A 17,865-nucleotide genomic window follows, 5' to 3' on the forward strand; every position below is an offset into this window, starting at 1 on the left:
CTAGTTTAGCATTAGACAAAAAGCGCCTTCTATGCCTTGTGATTTTTTAATGCTGCCTCGGATGTTAATTTCTGAATCATTTTTAATTTGTGTGTCAAGTTTCAGTAAAAGTTTTTTATAGAGTTTATCAATGGATATTTCATGCAAGATACCGATTCTACCAACTAACTCATCTTCTACTTTTATTCTCTTTATGGCCTTTCCATCCTGATTATAGATTTTAGCTTTGAGCGTGCCGTAAAAAGTTGTCATTTGTGGATTGTAAAATATGTATGGATCAAGAGATAACACCAAATTTCCATAATTACCTTTTTCGCATGAAGCACTATTGGGTAGTGTTGATGAAACTGCTTTTTTTAAAAGTGAGCCTTGCTTTACCCAATACCCTTGCCCCCTAAAATCGACTAAATGGATTGGATGCCTATCAAAATCTTCATTAATGTGTATCAAATAATCGTAATTTGTATTCGCTTTTACTTCGGATGTTATAGATTGCGAAACTAAAGCAAAGAAAACCGAAAAAGCCACTAATATTTTTAACATTTTTGAATTATAGTAATAAAGATATGTCGTAATGACATCAAACTTTGAGACTAGTTTCATGAAAATTTTTTTACTATTATTTTTTTGGATAATACCAACCATGACTTATGCCGCCTGTCCTTCTTTATATAATCATCAGTTTAATACACTTCAGGGTGACAAAATTAACTTATGTGATTATCAATCAAAGCCTATTTTAGTAGTCAATACCGCAAGTAAATGTGGATTTACGCCGCAGTTTAATGCACTAGAGGCGCTTTATAAGAAATATCACGATAAAGGTCTATTGGTGATTGGCTTTCCTTCCAATGACTTTAATCAAGAATTAAGTACTGATAAGGAAGTGAAAGATTTTTGCAAGTTAACCTATGCAGTTGAATTTCCTATGACAACAAAATCTAGCGTGACAGGCAAGAATGCAAATCCTTTTTATCAAGAGTTGATTAAAACGTCAGGTCAAATGCCTCAGTGGAATTTTTTTAAGTATTTAATATTGCCTCAAGGTAAAAAAGTATTCGCATTTACAAGTGATGTCACACCTGACTCACCGGAAATTTTAGATAAAATTAAAGCAGAGTTAAATTAATACCTTTTAAGTATTAGGCTGACGAATTTTTTGTAAGATAATCGCTGAAAGTTCTTCGACCGAACGTGTGGTCGAATCCGCCCATGGAATGCCGGCTCTTTTCATAAGGCTTTCACAATCTGCAATCTCTTTCCTACAGTTTTCAAGTGATGCGTAAGTGCTATTTGGTCGCCTTTCGCTTCGAAGGCTGCTTAAACGATCTGCTTGTATAGTTAAACCGAAAATTTTATCGATATACCCTTCTAGAATAGGTGGCAACGCTTTTCTTTCAAAATCTTCAGGCGTTAACGGATAGTTTGCAGCTTTAATACCAAACTGCATCGCAAGATAAATACTCGTTGGTGTTTTGCCTGATCTAGATACACCAACCAAAATCACATTAGCTTGATTGAGACCGTTATGCGTCATCCCGTCATCATGACCTAATGCAAAATTAATCGCTTCCATTCTGTCTGAATAATTAGTACCAGATATACTATGGGCAACACCGGGACGTGTGAGAGGTTCTTCTTTTAATTCAACGCCTAAAGGATCAATGAATGAATCAAAAAGATCAATATAATAAGCATCAACCTCTTTAAGTTCTGCACGAAGTTTAGGATTGCCAATTGACATAATGACAATCGGTCTTAAACCATTTTCCATTTTTGCATTCACGATACGTTTTTGGGCGTCGTCCACTTTTGCATCGGAATCGGTAAATGGAATTCTGATTTGTATAAATTGTGTATCTGGGAAGTGAGCTAAAAGCTGGCCTAATGCACCAGCAGTAATACCTGTTCCGTCAGAGATAAAGAAAGCTGTTCTTTTTTGTTGTGCCATTATTTTTGGCTAATACGCTTCCATGTACTGATAACAGTGTCAGGATTAAGCGACATTGATGAAATACCTTCCTTTACTAACCATTCAGCAAAGTCAGGATGATCTGAGGGGCCTTGTCCACAAATTCCAATATATTTTTTTGTTTTCTTAGCTGCTGAAATTGCCATTTGGATAAGTGCTTTCACAGCATCATTTCTTTCATCAAAACCATCAGCTAAAATGCCTGAGTCTCGATCAGTGCCTAATGTAAGTTGTGTTAAATCATTTGATCCAATGGAGAATCCATCGAAGTATTCAAGGAATGCTTCAGCTAAGATTGCGTTTGATGGTACTTCACACATCATAATTAAGCGAAGTCCATGATCACCTCTCTTAAGACCGTTAGCCGCCATAATGGAAGTGACCTCTTTTGCTTCTTCTAAAGTTCTTACAAATGGAATCATAATTTCTACATTTGTTAAACCAAAAGTTTCTCTTACCTTTGTCATGGCTTGACATTCCATGACAAAGCATTCTTTAAAATCTTCTGACATATAGCGCGCCGCACCTCTAAATCCAATCATTGGATTTTCTTCGTCAGGTTCGTATATATCTCCACCAAGTAATTTTTTATATTCATTAGATTTAAAATCAGAAGTTCTTACAATGACTGGTTTTGGATAAAATGCCGCCGCAATTGTTGCAACACCTTCAGCCACTTTATCAATATAGAATTGTTTGGGGTTTAGATAACCGCGCGCACGATGTGTAATTTGTTTTTGAATATCCTGAGGCATCGCTGAATAATTTAATATAGCTTTTGGGTGAATGCCGATCATATTATTGATGACGAATTCTAAACGCGCTAAACCCACACCATCATTAGGTGTTTGGGCGAATGTAAATGCCATATCAGGGTTACCTACGTTCATCATGATTTTAACTGGTGGTGATGGGAGGACAGTTTCTTTTTCCGTATTAACTTCGTATTCAAGAGCACCTTGGAATACAAGTCCAGTTTCACCCTCTGAACAACAGACGGTTACCATATCTCCATCTTGTAAAAGCTCAGTTGCATTCACACTACCTACAATCGCTGGAATACCAAGTTCACGAGCAATGATGGCAGCATGACATGTTCGACCTCCACGATTCGTTACAAGCGCTGACGCTCTTTTCATCACTGGTTCCCAGTTAGGGTCAGTCATGTCTGCAACCAAGACGTCACCAGGTTGAACCGCATGCATTTCAGAAGGATCTTTAACAATACGAACTGGACCGACGCCAATTTTTTGTGTCACTGCTCGTCCTGCTACAATCGCTTTACCGCTTCCTTTTAATTTAAAAATTTCAACTGCATTTTTTGATTGAGATTTAACAGTCTCAGGCCTTGCTTGAAGAATGTAAATTTTTCCGTCTAAACCATTTTTGCCCCATTCAATATCCATAGGACATCCATAGTGCGATTCAATAGTTACAGCATATTGAGCAAGCTCTAAAATGTCTTCATCATTGAGGCTAAACGAATCGCTTTCTTTAGGATTAACATCAATGGTGTGTGTGCTTTTTCCAGCTTGTGTAGCATCACTAAAGACCATTTTAATTTTTTTGGATCCAATCGATCGTCTTACGATCGCAGGCTTTCCTTCTTTTAAAAGCGGCTTAAAAACGTAGAATTCATCTGGGTTTACAGCGCCTTGAACTACCGTCTCACCTAGTCCATAAGAGGCAGTAATAAATACCACATCCTTAAATCCTGATTCGGTGTCGATCGTAAACATCACGCCAGAGCAGCCAATATCACTTCGTACCATTTGTTGAACGCCTGCTGAAATAGCAACATCAGCATGAACAAAACCTTTATGCACGCGATAAGAAATAGCACGGTCGTTATAAAGAGATGCAAACACTTCTTTGATTGCATGCTTAATATTCTCAACACCATGAATATTTAAAAAACTCTCTTGCTGACCTGCAAAAGAAGCGTCAGGTAGATCTTCTGCAGTAGCAGAAGATCTCACGGCAAAAGTAGTACCTTCAGCAGAGTTCTTTGTGAGTCGCGTGTAATTTTCTTCAATAGCTTTTTCTAAAGAAGAGGGGAATGGGGTATCAATAATCCATTGTCTAATTTTTTTACCGCTGACAGCGAGCGCATCCGTATCATCTGTATTTAATGTTTTTAGTTCATCAGCAATTTTATCGTCGAGTTTATTGTGAGTTAAAAATTCTCTAAATGCCAATGCTGTCGTTGCAAAGCCCGTAGGGACTCTGACACCTTTTGCATTAAGCTGTGAAATCATTTCACCTAATGACGCATTCTTTCCTCCCACAGAACCGACATCTGTATTTCGAAGATTTTCTAGTGGAATGACATGTGATGACATAAAGGCCCTTAGGTTAATAACTTGAAGAACTTAAGAAGTTAATTTTTAGTAATGCTGTTTTTAAGTTTAATTGGTTTTCACGACAAAGATGGCTAAAAAAATCTTTAAATGTGAGATGCCATAAAAAGACGTCATTTTGCCAAATTAACCTCTTATTGTCATCTGAATCCTTAGCCTAAATATTTAGTGAAATGGGTTGAGAGTGATGTGATTTCCTTATGAGACACAAAAAAGAAATGAGATTAAATAATATGCTCTTAATTGTAGCTAAAATGTATCTAAAATTAATTAAAATCTGTTAAATATAGATAATTTTGAATTTTACTCATTATTTTAATAAGAGCTCTCTGAAATACGCCCAAAAAATTAATATTGACCCATAAAACATCAGTTGAATCTGCTAGATTGCCAGTCAATTCATATATAATTTCAGATCCGATTTCAAAGACATCATTTTTTGGAGATTTAAAGCAATGGCAACATTATTAGAACAATTAAAAGACATGACAACAATCGTTGCTGATACAGGTGACGTGGAAGCAATTAAAACAGTAAAGCCTTATGATGCAACAACAAACCCATCTTTACTCCTAAAGGCTAGTACACTTCCTCAATGTGAGCCTATGATAAAAGAAGCTATTGCTTATGCAAAATCAAAAAGCAGCAACAAAGCTCAACAAATTGAAGATGCAGCTGATAAGCTAGCTGTGCTCGTAGGTCTTGAGATTCTCAAACATATCCCTGGTCGTATTTCTACTGAAGTGGATGCGCGCTTATCTTTCAATATTGATGCAATGGTTAAAAAAGGACGTAAATTAATTGGTCTTTATGAAGAAGCTGGCGTTAAGAAAGATCGCGTTCTTATTAAATTAGCTTCAACATGGGAAGGCATTAAAGCAGGTGAAATTTTAGAAAAAGAAGGTATTAATTGTAACTTAACGCTTCTTTTTGGTTTTGGCCAAGCGCGCGCTTGTGCTGAAGCAGGTGTATTCCTTATTTCACCATTCGTAGGCCGCATCCTTGATTGGTATAAAGCTAAAACTGGTAATACCTACTCATCTGAAGAAGATCCGGGCGTGATATCTGTGCGAAAGATTTATGCATATTACAAAGAACATGGATACAAAACAGTCGTAATGGGCGCTTCATTTAGAAATATTGGAGAAATTACAGCTCTAGCAGGTTGTGATCGTCTAACGATCGCTCCAAATCTTCTTCAGGAGCTTGAAGCAACACAAGGTGACTTGCCACGCATTCTAAAAGATAGTGGAGCTACAAAAGCTGCGCCAGCTAAAATGACTGAAGACGAATTCCGTTTCTCATTGAATGAAGATGCGATGGCAACTGAAAAACTTTCAGAAGGTATTCGTGGTTTCGTAGTGGATCAAAACAAACTCGAAACAGCTCTCAACGAGAAGCTATAAATCATTTCTTGTCATAAAAAAGACAATAAATCGCTATAAAATCACTAGGGCTAATCATTGACACAAGACGATTAGCCCTATATGATCGATTTCCTGCTTCATGAAGTTCAAACTTCCTTTTAGCAACGAACTATTTTAGAAAACTTGTAATAAATACGGAGAAAAAACCATGGCTTTAACACAAATGGCATTAGATTCATTAGATTTTGACGCAACAGTTGCATTAGCAACTAAAGTTGCTCCACACGTGGATATTCTTGAAATTGGTACACCATGCATTAAGCATAACGGTATCAAGCTTCTTGAAACACTTCGCGCTAAATTCCCAAAGAACCAAATCCTTGTTGACTTAAAAACTATGGACGCTGGTGAATACGAAGCTGAGCCTTTCTACAAGGCTGGTGCTGACATTTGTACAGTTCTTGGTGCTTCTGGTATTGCTACAATCAAAGGTGTGATTGCTGCTGCTAAGAAATACGGTAAAGAAGTTCAAGTTGACATGATTAACGTTCCAAACAAAGAAGCTTTAGCTAAAGAAGCTGTTGCTGCTGGCGCGCACATCATTGGTGTTCATACTGGTCTTGATGCACAAGCTGCTGGTCACACACCATTTGCTGACTTAGCTGCAATTGCTGCACTTAAAACAGGTGCAAAGATTTCAGTAGCTGGCGGTGTTAAAGCTGCTACTACACAGCAAGTTAAAGATGCTGGTGCTGCAATCATTGTTGCTGGTGCTGCAATCTACGGCGCTGCTGACCCAGCTGCTGCTGCTGCAGAAATCACAAAAATTGCTCATGGATAATTGTTAAGAAACAATTATTAATGAACTAAACTAAATCCCGACTTAGCAATGAGTCGGGATTTTTTTTATAGTTTTTTATTTTTAAATAAAAGGATTCAATATGCATCAAAAATTATTATTAGATAAAATCTCAAGCGTTTTATCAGTGACCGAACAAAGCAATGCAGCTAAACTTCTTAAGCTTGTTGATGAGGCAGGCCGTATTTTCGTTGGTGGTGCTGGACGATCAGGACTTGTTTCACGTTTTTTTGCAATGCGTCTCGTGCATAGCGGCTATCAAGTGAATATGGTGGGTGAAATTGTGACGCCAGCTATTAAATCTGGAGATTTATTTTTAGTGATTTCAGGTTCGGGCGGCACAAAAACACTTCTACCGCTTCTCGAAACAGCCAAATCAAAAGGCGCAAAAATTGTTGTAATCTCCATGAAAAATAAATCACCTATGTCTGACATGGCTGATTTAACTATTCAAATTGGTAATGATGATTCTTTCGGCCTCACTAAAGGCATGCCTATGGGTACCACATTTGAATTATCTACTTTAATCTATTTAGAAGCAGTGATTTCGGAATTGATTCATGCTAAAGGATTAACAGAAGAGGGTATGCGAGCTATTCACGCAAATCTTGAGTAAGGTCAACAAATTAGAGCTCGAAAATGCTGTTAAATAAATAGTCATTCATAGCTTTAGTTAATAATTAAGGGCGCTTTAAGCGCCCTTAATTATTTAATCAGCTTATAATTTACATTTATAAGCATAGGTATCAACAGCCGTTGAATAATACACACCTCATTCCCTTGCCATATGTGCCAGATAGCTCTATTTATTTTGAGGCTATTGCTAATGACCCATGGTCTTTTTATTTAGATAGTGGAATCCAAAATGGCTTAGATAAAAATATTTCTGAGAAATCTAGATACGACATTATAGTAAGCCAACCATTTATTAAAATAATTGCAGATGACTTTAGCGTTAGCATTGAGGAAAATAATCTCAAAAAAATTACAAAAGGTAACCCTTTTGATATTTTAGAAGGAATTCTTTCAGGTTTTGATATTCAAGAAACATCCTTGCCATTCACAGGCGGAGCTTTGGGATATTTTTCGTATGAATTAGGTCAGTCAACCATTCAGAATAACAAAGACTACATTGGTATACCTTTGATGATGGTCGGCATTTATGACTGGGCTTTGATTGTAGACCATCAAGACAAAAAAGCGTATCTTGCATCCCACCTTGTAAATAAAGATACAAAAGATTATTTAACTAAACTTAGCATAAAAATAAAAAGCGTAAAACCAAATAATCAATCTTTTAAAATTAATTCAACAATTAGATCGCTATTAAATTTTGAAGCGTATGATTTTATTGTTAATAAAATTTTATCTTTCATTAAAGAAGGAGATGTCTATCAAATAAATATCTCTAATAAATATATTGTCTCTTGTGAAGGTGACAGTTGGATTGGATATAAGAAATTAAGAGAGATTAATCGCGCTCCTTTTATGGCTTATATTCACTTTGATGATTTTGATATTTTATGCGGATCACCAGAAAGATTTATTCAATCTCACAATAGTCACGTAGAAACAAGACCAATCAAAGGAACTGAGCCAAGAGATAGCAATCCTCAAAAAGATAAGGAAAATGCTGAAAAATTACTTGCGAGTGAAAAGAATCGTGCAGAAAATTTAATGATTGTTGATTTACTTCGTAATGATTTAAGTAAAAATTGCATTCCAGGAAGCATCAATGTGAAAGCCCTTTGCGAGCTTAAGTCTTATAGTAATGTTCATCATCTAGAAAGTATTATTGAGGGAACATTAAAACCTCATTCGACACTAATAAAATTACTTAAAGATTCTTTTCCTGGCGGATCAATTACTGGCACACCTAAAACAAGATCCATGGAGATAATTAGCGATTTAGAACCGCATAGGCGAGATATTTATTGTGGCTCAATTGGTTACATTGGTTTCAATCATCATATGGATACTAATATTGCAATTAGGACCATAATCAGAAAAGATAACAAGCTTCATTTTTATTCTGGCGGAGGTATTGTTGCTCAATCAAACGCCAAAAATGAATTTGAAGAAATTGCATTTAAAGCATCTAACATTCAGAAGTGGATTAATTTTTTTAAAAAAGACTAAATTAATCTCTTTTTACAAACTTTCCAAAATGTAACATGATGCTTGGCAAAATTAATAAATTTAATATTGTCGACGTCACAAGCCCTCCAACAATGATAGTCGCCATGGGGCCTTCAATCTCTTTTCCCGGCTCACCACTGCCTAAAGCAAGCGGGAGCAAACCTAAAGCGGTAACAATGGCCGTCATCAAAATAGAAGGTAATCTTTCAGAAGCACCCTTAATGCATGTCTCTAAATTCCATGAATAGCTCTCAACTTCGATGAGATGTTGGTAATGGGATATCAACATAATAGAATTCCTTAATGTAATGCCAAAAAGCGTCACGAATCCAACAAGCGATCCAATAGAAATCCACCCTGCATTAAAAGCCACTGCGAAAACCCCACCAATAAGTGCAAATGGAAGATTGAATAGTGTGAGTAATAAATTTCTTAAATTACCAAAAGCAACATAAAGCATTAATAAGATACCTGCACCTGCAATAATTGAATGAACTATAAGCTCTTCTTGTGATTTCGCGTTCGCCTCAGCCTCTCCAGTAACCTCATAATAATTGCCTTGGTTTAATTTAAGAGCACTAAGTTTATTTTTTAAATCACTATTAAAATCATTAATATCTCTTTCATCAATATCAGCAGTAACTGTTTGAATGCGTTTGCCGCCTTGATGAAGAATTTTAGATCTTCCGTTTTCCTGCGCTATATATGCAACTTGACCTAACTGAACAATTCTTCCATCTGCTGCCATAATAGGCAGTTTTTGAATATCTGTAATATCGTCACGAAAGTTTTTATTTAAAATCACAGAAATATTTACCTTAGCATTTCCCTCATAAACTTGTGCAACTGGTAGGCCTTCAAATGCGGCTCGAATCACATTCAACAAGTCGGTTTTTTGTATGCCCCATTGACTTAATTTTTCAGATAAAAAATGAATAGTAATTTGAGGTGTGCCTGCTGGAGATACAATATTGATATTTTTAACCCCTTTAACCGAGGCTAGGGCAGAAGATATTTTTTGCGTGTCCTGATCAATAGCATCAAGATTAGTGCCAATAATATTAATTACTACCGAAGAATAATATCCTGAAATTGTCTCTTCAATACGCTCAGTTAAGAAAGTATTAATTGCGAAGTTAAGTCCCACGTAATTATTACTCTGAGTTAAATTTTCGATTTGATCTAAGATTTTATCTTGGGTTGGTCCATCCGCATGATTAAGTTCTATTTCGAATTCACTATAATGAGTTCCAAATGTATCAGCACCCATTGGCGATCTGCCTACCCATTGTGCAACAGATTTTACTCCAGGAATACCGCGAATTTTCCTACTAATTTCATTTCCAATGCGTAATGATTCTTTTTCTGAAGTTCCTGGAAGCGATGTCATATGCATGATGAAATGACCTTCATGAAGCGGGGGTATGAATTGTGTTTTAAATAATGGGATAAGTGAAAATCCAATTAAGATAAAAGTAAACGTGAATAATGTAATGGCAGTCGACCTTTTTTCAATTAAATATAAGAGCGCAATGTATTTATTTTTTATAAAAGTCATTATTGGAGATTCTGATGATTTGAAATTTAATTTACCAAGAAGAAGGTAAGATAACGCTGGTGTTACTGTTAGCGCGACTATCAATGAAGCTAAGATTGAAAAAATATAAGCAATTCCAAGTGGACCAAAAAGCTTTCCAGCTACACCATTTAAAGATAGCAGGGGAAGAAAAACTGTAACTACAATCATTGTGGCATATACTACAGAGCTTCTCACTTCCATAGATGCGTCATATACAACCTTTGCAATAGGTAGAGGATTTTTTAATTGTATATTTTCTTTTAGCCGCCTAAAAATATTTTCAGAATCAATAATTGCATCATCAACAACCTCACCTAAGGCAATCGCAAGACCACTTAAAACCATAATATTCAACCCAAGGTTAAAATAGCTTAAAACTATAATAGCTGTGAGTAATGAAAGAGGTATAGCTGTTGCTGATATGAATGCTGTTCTGAAATTAAATAAGAATAAAAATAAAACTATGATGACAAGCAGAGAGCCTATTAATATATCTAAACGAACCCCTTTTATCGATGCATTAATAAAATTTGCAGGCCTAAATAATTCTGGATTAATTTTAATGTCTTGTTCGAGAAGTGACGGTCTTATGTCTTTTACAGCAGCTTCAATAAGCTGCGTGAGTTTGTAAGTATCAGAGCCGAGCTGACCTTGAACTGATAGATATATACCCTCATCACCATTAATAGAGGCAGCACTGATCGTCGGAAGTGATCCTTCTCTAATGTCTGCTAAATCTTTTAAATAAATAATCTGGTTTTTATTGTTTATTACAGCGGTCTTTCCAATATCTTCAAGTGATTTTGATTGACCCTCTGTATTAATAATAATTCTTTGATTATTATTTTCAATAAAGCCTGCACCTCTAACACCAGAGGATTTGCTGGCAGCAGAAATTATTTGTTCAATTGATATATTCGATTGAATTAGTTTTTCGGGTTGAATTTCAACCTGATATTGTTTAACTTTTCCACCAAAAATATTTACATCTGCGACACCTGGAATTGATAAAAGATGCGGAATAATAAGTCGATCCACTACCGTTCTTAGTTCAGTTAGGGATTTTGATTTGGATGTAATTCCAATACCTAATACCGATGATGCGGCTGATGTTAATGGTGTAATTTTTGGGATAATACCTGGTGGCATAACACTTACAATAGAAGCTAGTCTTTCCGATATGACTTGTCGATTTCTAAAGATATCTGTGTGCTCATTGAAAACAATTGTGATTACAGATAGACCTGGTATAGATTGGGATCTTATTGTTTCAATTCCTATGGTACCTCCTAAATTTTTTTCAATTGGGAGGGTAACAAGTGACTCAACCAAATCAGATGGAAGACCTGGAGATTCTGTTTGAATAATGACTTGATTTGGTGAGAACTCAGGAAAGACGTTTAGAGGACTCCTTGTAATCTGATATAGCCCAAATATGACTGCAATAACTGCAAGGCCAATGATGACCCCAGTATACCTTATTGAAAATTTGACAATCGATGACATCATAATGATTTAATCATCATTTTCATTTTTTATTTGATATTTAAATTCTTCCGAAAGTAAAAGCTGGGCGCCATTAATTACAATTAAGTCATTTTCTTTGATATGTTCTTCTTTTACAATCCAACCATTCGAACTCTCATTATCAGTTTCAATAACTTTTCGTATAAATTTATTTTCACCTGTTTTTATATAAACCCATGCTTGCCCAGAATTCCAAACAACGGCTTCTTTGGGAATAGCTAAATATCTTTCTGACTCGAAAGATAAATTATCATGGATTAAAGTTGCAATTACTTTTGAATCAATTCTTAATTTATTACTATAAACAATATAAAAAAAAGTTTTCCCTTTTACTGATTTATCTAATGTAGGCGATTCCGCAAGATAATTTGCTAAAAACTTTTCGTTGGGATTATCAATGAGAGCTAAGCTAATATTTTTAGGGGGTTGATTATCACTATTTTCAGATAATGTGACCTTTACAATTCTAGCCTTATCCTGAAGTAGAAATTCAAATAATTCTTTTTTAATTCCCTGATCAATCATGGATAATATTGTTTCACCCCATTGAGCTCTGATATTTTGTTTGATGCCACTTACAAGCTCTTGAGTGGCAAGAAGTTTTATTTTTGTATTTTCAAAACTGACCTTCACTTCTTGCAAAGCCTTATCTGAAACGGTTTTGTTATCATCATTAAGTAATTTAAATCTCTCGTAATTCTTTTTATCCCTATCAAATTCATTTGCTAAGACACCGATCTGATTTTTAATTTCATTAAATCTATTTTTTTGTTCAATGAGTAGATCAATATTAAGAACAGATGCGTAATTCGTGAGATTTTTTTTATAAATAGAGCTTTGAACTGGTACTGTTTTAATTCCGCTATTTGACTGTATTTCAGAGCTGAGAGTTATAAAATTAACCCCATTAACTGACTTTAATAAAGGCTGCGAAATGCTTGAAGTGTCTTTAGCTAATTTGGCATTATTAAATTCATCTCGTCCAAAGTACGTTAATAACCATAATAGAATTAAGATTAGTAATACTTGAACTATAAGAAGTGCATTTAATTTATTTTTCATTATTTTATAATGCTGCTAAGGGACTGTTGTAAAATAGACTCAAAATCAAATCCTATTTTTAACAATGCAATTTTATTTGTATAGAATCTTCGTTTGTACTGCATTGTTATTAATTTCTGTTGTGTTAATTCGATTCGGTCTATTTCGCCTTGGTGAAATTTACTTTCGATTGAGCTTTCTAATTCAGTTGCAGCAGAGAGGTCCTCGCTATCTTTTCTAACCATATCCTTAGCAATTGTGTAATTATCTCTTAATTTTGTTATATCGTTCACAATAGAAGTTTGAATTTTTTCTATTTGTAAACCTTCAATATCTCTAAGATTTTTTGCTTCCTCAACCAAATATTTATTTTTTTCAATCGTTGGTATGATACTAGTTATACCAAGAAGCCACCTGCCTACTCCGTAATCAAAAATGTAACCTGGTGAAAATCTAATATCAGGGTATTGATTTGCAATATTTAATTTTAATTGTGATTCTGAAACTGCATATTTTGCTAAAGCAATTCTTAGATCAATGCGATTAAATAAACCAAGGTTGATAATATCTTGTTGCTTTGTTTCATCATCAAGTATTTTATTAAAACTTTCTGTTTGTTCGTCAATATTAACTGTCGCTAGCCTCATCGTATTAAATTTTTCTGCTGAAAGGCCAATAATTGCAGCTAATTTCGACTTAGTATCATTAAGTTGATATTGCTCCTCATTTAATTTTTGAATATTTTTATTAAGTTCGATTTGGTTAAAATTACTATCTATGGATGAGGTTAGGCCTTGAGCCTTTCTTTTTTTAACCATATTTAAGATTTCACTTTGTAATTTAATTTCATTCCTTAGAATTTGAAGATTTTTAAGCTGCTGCTGATACCGAATATAATTCAGAGTAAGATCTGATCTAACATCCCATGCAAGCTTTCTAAGCTCTAGTCTCTTAACCAATGACTGATTTATTGCTTTTTCTTCTCTAATCTTAGCTTTGTCCGCTGTCTCAAACAAAGTGGTTATATTTAAACCGATAGCATTTTTTGATTCTTCGAATGGGCCTGCAGGTTGTCTCCCAGTTTCAAGGCCCAATGAAGATGCGGCTTTAATTGGGGAGATCACTTCTTGAATTTTTGCTATATCCCATTCTTTTTTAGCAATTTCGATCTTGGGGTTGAAAAAGAGCGCACATAGCATAAGTTCTTTTAGGCCCCATTCATTGATGGGTAGATGGTCATCATTTAATCCTTGATTTTTAAGAAAAGCCTTAAATGAAGGGGAATCTGGATCTTTTGCAATAATCTTATCTATAATTTTTTCATCTATCAGGGGCTTAGTTTCGTAGGTTTTAAAGCTACAATTTGTGAGAAAAAGTACTATAAAACTAGCCAAAAGCAACGAGTTGAAAAAGTGTAATTTGGATGCTTTGATTTTCAATTTATGTCTTAAAGTCGAATTTAAACAATTTCAAAGAAGTTACGACATCTTAAATCAAAATATCACTGTATTTCATTGATTCATTGAATTATTCCTTTTCGATAAAGACTAACTTGTTATAAAATAGAGCTAAATTTTTGTTATATATAACTTTTTTAATCATTGCGAGAGTGGCGGAATTGGTAGACGCACTGGATTTAGGTTCCAGCGCCGCAAGGCGTGAGAGTTCGAGTCTCTCCTTTCGCACCATCGATCCAAATTTTAGGGAATTTTAAGTATGGCTACAGCAGTGGAAACATTAAGTAACTTGGAAAGACGTATCACGGTTAAAGTACCGGTTGAACCTCTTCAAAAAGAGATGTCTAGTCGCTTTCAGCGATTAACTCGAACAGCAAAGGTTCCTGGTTTTAGACCAGGCAAAGCACCGCTAAAAATGATTGAACAACAATACGGTCCTCAAATAAAAGAAGAAGTATTTGCTGAGGCGATTGAAACTTCTTTTGGACAGGCTATTCAAGAGAATAAGTTACGTGTTGCTGGCATGCCGAATATTCAGCATAAACCACTTAATCAAGTTCACGATGACTTTGAATATACTGCGACTTTTGAAGTTTTCCCTGAAGTTACTTTGGCTGATTTTAAAGCTGCCTCTATTGAAAAACCTGAAGCTCAAATTACTGATAAAGATGTTAATAAAACAATTGATGTTTTACTTAAGCAAAGAGCGCAATTTATTGAAACGAAAGAAGCCGCCGCCAAAGGCGATCGACTCACTCTAACACTTACCTCTTTTATTAACGATAAACAGGTTGAAACTACAGGTGACAAACCTATTCAAATTATCTTAGGCGATGATTCCCGCTTTGCTATTTTTGACGATCATCTTGTTGGCGGTAGAGAAGGTGAGTCTAAAACATTCGAAGTTAACTACCCAGAAACACATAACCCTAAAGAATTGGCAGGAAAAAAAGTTCAATACAACGTGAATTTTGTTTTAATTGCTAAACCTAAACTGCCAGAAGTGAATGCTCAATTTGCCCAATCTCTTGGTGTAGCAGACGGTAATGTCGATAAAATGCGAGAAGAAATTAAACAAAGTTTAGAGCAAGAACTAGACAAGAGAATAAAAATAAAATTAAAAGAACAAGTTTTTACTCAGCTAATAGATAGCTGTAAGGCAGATTTGCCAAAGGCATTGATTAATGTTGAAATTAACCGCATGGCTCAGTCAACCTACGCAAATTTAAAACAACGTGGAGCTGATTTAAAACAATTCAAATTAGAGCCGTCAATGTTTGAAGAGCAAGCCAAAAAAACATGCAAGCTTAGATTGATATTAGCTGAGATAGTTGATAAAAATAATTTGAGAGCAACACCTGATCAAATTAAGGCTATGGTGAATGAATTTGCACTTAATTTCGACGATACCGATGAGGCAGTGAAGTGGTTTTACGCGGAGCCATCCAGACTTGAAGAGCCAACAGCACTTGCGACCGAAACTAATGTGGTTGATTGGTTTATGAAGCAATGTAAAGTACAAAATAAAAAAACAACATTTGATGAACTTATGACTGGATCAGCTAAAACTTAATTATGGCTTACACACCACCGAATAATTTAGGCTATGTGCCAATGGTTATTGAGCAAAGCGGGCGAGGTGAGCGTGCTTATGACATATATTCTCGACTTTTAAGAGAGCGCGTGATCTTCTTGGTTGGACCTGTAGACGATATGACAGCAAATGTTATTGTTGCTCAATTACTTTTTCTAGAAGCTGACAATCCTGATAAAGATATTTCCTTATATATTAATTCTCCCGGCGGGTCAGTAACTGCGGGAATGGCTATCTATGACACAATGCAGTTTATCAAACCTCATGTGAGCACATTATGTATTGGGCAAGCGGCTAGCATGGGCGCATTATTGCTTGCAGCCGGAGAAAAAGGAAAACGTTTTTGTTTGCCTAATTCTCGAGTAATGATTCATCAGCCTTTAGGTGGATTTCAAGGGCAAGCATCTGATATAGAAATTCATGCAAAAGAAATTTTATTTTTAAAAGAAAAGCTAAATCAAATTTTAGCAAATCACACTGGCCAGACACTTAAAAAAATTGCATCCGATACTGATAGAGATAACTTCTTGAGTGCTGAGCAATCTGTTGATTATGGAATGGTCGATCAAGTTATTTCAAAGCGATCGCAAGTAGCTTAACGTTACCTATGGCAACTAAAAGCGATAACGAAAAATTACTTTACTGCTCATTTTGTGGCAAAAGTCAGCATGAAGTAAAAAAGCTAATTGCAGGCCCTTCGGTATTTATATGCGACGAGTGCGTTGATTTATGTAATGACATTATTAAAGAAGAAGTCAAAGGTGCTACAAAAGAAGTTAAAGATCATGATCAACTCCCTTCACCAAAAGAAATTTGCGACCAACTCGGTGAGCATGTTATTGGTCAAACAAGTGCTAAGAAAAGTTTAGCTGTTGCTGTTTATAATCACTATAAAAGACTTAGGGATAGCAATTCCGAGTTAGATATTGAACATAAAGATGTTGAAATTTCAAAAAGTAATATTCTGCTTATCGGACCGACAGGCTCTGGAAAAACTCTACTAGCACAAACGCTTGCAAAATTACTTGATGTCCCTTTTGTAATGGCCGATGCTACAACACTTACAGAAGCAGGTTATGTTGGCGAAGATGTTGAAAACATTATGCAAAAATTACTGCAAAAATGTGATTACGATATTGAGAAAGCCCAAAGAGGCATTGTATACATTGATGAAGTTGATAAGATTTCAAGAAAATCTGAAAACCCTTCAATTACAAGGGATGTCTCAGGTGAAGGCGTTCAGCAAGCACTTTTAAAACTTATCGAAGGTACTGTAGCTTCAGTTCCTCCTCAGGGCGGACGCAAACATCCAAATCAAGAATTTGTTCAGCTCGATACAACAAATATTTTATTTATTTGTGGCGGTGCTTTCGATGGCCTCGAGAAAATTATTAAACAAAGATCTGAAAAAGGTGGAATTGGTTTTGGTGCTCAAGTAAATAGCAAGACAGACGCTAAAGTCATTGGCGATGTTATTAAAGACGTTGAGCCAGAAGATTTGATTAAATTTGGCTTAATACCTGAGTTTATAGGAAGGCTTCCTGTAGTTGCGACACTTGAGTCTTTGAGTGAGGATGCTCTGGTTCAAATACTTACTGAGCCAAAAAATGCCCTTACTAAACAGTATATTAAACTTTTTGCTATGGAAGATGTGTCTCTCGAATTTAGATCTTCAGCTTTAAGACTGATTGCAAAAAAAGCTCTTGAGAGAAAGACGGGCGCTCGAGGTCTTCGTTCAATTATGGAGCATGTCTTATTAGACACAATGTACGAATTACCCTCTATTAAAAATCTTGAAAAAGTTGTCATTGATGATGGTGTGATTGAACAATCAAATAAACCTATACTTTTACTCTCAGAAAAGAAACAAGTTTCAGGAAAAAAATAAGCTTCGCTATTGGTCAGCAACGTCTTGAAATATTATAAACTGACCCAATATTAAAAATTAATTAACGCTTATGAAAGTATCC

14 protein-coding genes and 1 tRNA gene are annotated in these 17,865 nt (G+C 35.3%); 9 read left to right on the forward strand and 6 right to left on the reverse strand.

Going from position 1 to position 17,865, the window contains the following annotated elements:
• Positions 1–645 (reverse strand): hypothetical protein, encoded by a 645-nt coding sequence (locus tag FIT61_RS02985; RefSeq protein ID WP_187351844.1) that lies wholly within the window; start codon positions 643–645, stop codon positions 1–3.
• Here FIT61_RS02985 and FIT61_RS02990 point away from each other — a divergent pair.
• Complete coding sequence (locus FIT61_RS02990) at positions 644–1,129, forward strand: glutathione peroxidase (protein ID WP_244925215.1); 486 nt, start codon at positions 644–646, stop codon at positions 1,127–1,129. The genes FIT61_RS02985 and FIT61_RS02990 overlap by 2 nt on opposite strands.
• Positions 1,130–1,135: 6 nt before the next feature.
• On the opposite strand, the gene FIT61_RS02995 is transcribed toward FIT61_RS02990, so the two are convergent.
• Complete coding sequence (locus FIT61_RS02995) at positions 1,136–1,951, reverse strand: pyruvate, water dikinase regulatory protein (protein WP_139883167.1); 816 nt, start codon at positions 1,949–1,951, stop codon at positions 1,136–1,138.
• Entirely contained in the window at positions 1,951–4,314 is a 2,364-nt protein-coding gene (ppsA, locus tag FIT61_RS03000; protein WP_139883169.1) for a phosphoenolpyruvate synthase, read from the reverse strand. The genes FIT61_RS02995 and ppsA overlap by 1 nt, the downstream gene beginning before the upstream one ends.
• A 473-nt stretch (positions 4,315–4,787) precedes the next feature.
• Between ppsA and tal the strand changes: the two genes are divergently transcribed.
• From tal to pabB, 4 genes are all read left to right on the forward strand, one after another.
• Positions 4,788–5,738 (forward strand): transaldolase, encoded by a 951-nt coding sequence (gene tal / locus FIT61_RS03005; protein ID WP_139873341.1) that lies wholly within the window; start codon positions 4,788–4,790, stop codon positions 5,736–5,738.
• A gap of 169 nt (positions 5,739–5,907) precedes the next feature.
• Positions 5,908–6,540 (forward strand): 3-hexulose-6-phosphate synthase, encoded by a 633-nt coding sequence (gene hxlA / locus FIT61_RS03010; RefSeq protein ID WP_139873342.1) that lies wholly within the window; start codon positions 5,908–5,910, stop codon positions 6,538–6,540.
• Positions 6,541–6,640: 100 nt separating this feature from the next.
• Positions 6,641–7,174, forward strand: a complete 534-nt coding sequence (gene hxlB, locus FIT61_RS03015) for a 6-phospho-3-hexuloisomerase (protein ID WP_139873343.1) — start codon at positions 6,641–6,643, stop codon at positions 7,172–7,174.
• Between the two features lie 140 nt (positions 7,175–7,314).
• On the forward strand, positions 7,315–8,697 hold the full coding sequence (pabB, locus tag FIT61_RS03020; RefSeq protein ID WP_187351829.1) for an aminodeoxychorismate synthase component I: 1,383 nt from the start codon (positions 7,315–7,317) through the stop codon (positions 8,695–8,697).
• A 1-nt stretch (position 8,698) separates the two neighbouring features.
• Here pabB and FIT61_RS03025 read toward each other — a convergent pair whose 3' ends face one another.
• The 3 genes from FIT61_RS03025 to FIT61_RS03035 are packed head-to-tail and all read right to left on the reverse strand — an operon-like array spanning position 8,699 to position 14,238.
• Positions 8,699–11,785: an efflux RND transporter permease subunit gene (locus tag FIT61_RS03025; protein ID WP_139883173.1), complete on the reverse strand. Its 3,087-nt coding sequence runs from the start codon at positions 11,783–11,785 to the stop codon at positions 8,699–8,701.
• Positions 11,786–11,791: 6 nt separating this feature from the next.
• Positions 11,792–12,865, reverse strand: a complete 1,074-nt coding sequence (locus FIT61_RS03030) for an efflux RND transporter periplasmic adaptor subunit (protein WP_139883175.1) — start codon at positions 12,863–12,865, stop codon at positions 11,792–11,794.
• Positions 12,865–14,238: a TolC family protein gene (locus FIT61_RS03035; RefSeq protein WP_139883177.1), complete on the reverse strand. Its 1,374-nt coding sequence runs from the start codon at positions 14,236–14,238 to the stop codon at positions 12,865–12,867. The genes FIT61_RS03030 and FIT61_RS03035 overlap by 1 nt, the downstream gene beginning before the upstream one ends.
• A 209-nt stretch (positions 14,239–14,447) precedes the next feature.
• Here FIT61_RS03035 and FIT61_RS03040 point away from each other — a divergent pair.
• The 4 genes from FIT61_RS03040 (at position 14,448) to clpX (ending at position 17,783) form a co-directional block, all read left to right on the forward strand.
• A tRNA-Leu gene (locus tag FIT61_RS03040) sits at positions 14,448–14,532 on the forward strand.
• 28 nt (positions 14,533–14,560) lie between these two features.
• Positions 14,561–15,874, forward strand: coding sequence for a trigger factor (gene tig / locus FIT61_RS03045; protein WP_139873348.1), 1,314 nt, complete (start codon positions 14,561–14,563; stop codon positions 15,872–15,874).
• 2 nt (positions 15,875–15,876) lie between these two features.
• Positions 15,877–16,494, forward strand: a complete 618-nt coding sequence (gene clpP, locus FIT61_RS03050; RefSeq protein WP_139883179.1) for an ATP-dependent Clp endopeptidase proteolytic subunit ClpP — start codon at positions 15,877–15,879, stop codon at positions 16,492–16,494.
• 8 nt (positions 16,495–16,502) lie between these two features.
• The gene (gene clpX / locus FIT61_RS03055) at positions 16,503–17,783 is read left to right on the forward strand and encodes an ATP-dependent Clp protease ATP-binding subunit ClpX (RefSeq protein ID WP_139883181.1); all 1,281 of its coding nucleotides are present in this window, start codon (positions 16,503–16,505) and stop codon (positions 17,781–17,783) included.
• The last annotated feature ends 82 nt before the right edge of the window (positions 17,784–17,865 follow it).

The sequence above is a fragment of the Candidatus Methylopumilus rimovensis genome, assembly GCF_006364615.1.
In the GTDB taxonomy this organism is placed as follows: Bacteria; Pseudomonadota; Gammaproteobacteria; order Burkholderiales; family Methylophilaceae; genus Methylopumilus; species Methylopumilus rimovensis.

Coding starts and splice junctions, on each gene's coding strand:
- tal (WP_139873341.1), top strand. CDS start 4,788: ATGGCAACATTATTAGAACAATTAAAAGACATGACAACAATCGTTGCT.
- clpX (WP_139883181.1), top strand. CDS start 16,503: ATGGCAACTAAAAGCGATAACGAAAAATTACTTTACTGCTCATTTTGT.
- clpP (WP_139883179.1), top strand. CDS start 15,877: ATGGCTTACACACCACCGAATAATTTAGGCTATGTGCCAATGGTTATT.
- hxlA (WP_139873342.1), top strand. CDS start 5,908: ATGGCTTTAACACAAATGGCATTAGATTCATTAGATTTTGACGCAACA.
- hxlB (WP_139873343.1), top strand. CDS start 6,641: ATGCATCAAAAATTATTATTAGATAAAATCTCAAGCGTTTTATCAGTG.
- FIT61_RS02985 (WP_187351844.1), bottom strand. CDS start 645: ATGGTTGGTATTATCCAAAAAAATAATAGTAAAAAAATTTTCATGAAA.
- tig (WP_139873348.1), top strand. CDS start 14,561: ATGGCTACAGCAGTGGAAACATTAAGTAACTTGGAAAGACGTATCACG.
- ppsA (WP_139883169.1), bottom strand. CDS start 4,314: ATGTCATCACATGTCATTCCACTAGAAAATCTTCGAAATACAGATGTC.
- FIT61_RS03025 (WP_139883173.1), bottom strand. CDS start 11,785: ATGATGTCATCGATTGTCAAATTTTCAATAAGGTATACTGGGGTCATC.
- FIT61_RS03030 (WP_139883175.1), bottom strand. CDS start 12,865: ATGAAAAATAAATTAAATGCACTTCTTATAGTTCAAGTATTACTAATC.
- FIT61_RS02990 (WP_244925215.1), top strand. CDS start 644: ATGACTTATGCCGCCTGTCCTTCTTTATATAATCATCAGTTTAATACA.
- FIT61_RS02995 (WP_139883167.1), bottom strand. CDS start 1,951: ATGGCACAACAAAAAAGAACAGCTTTCTTTATCTCTGACGGAACAGGT.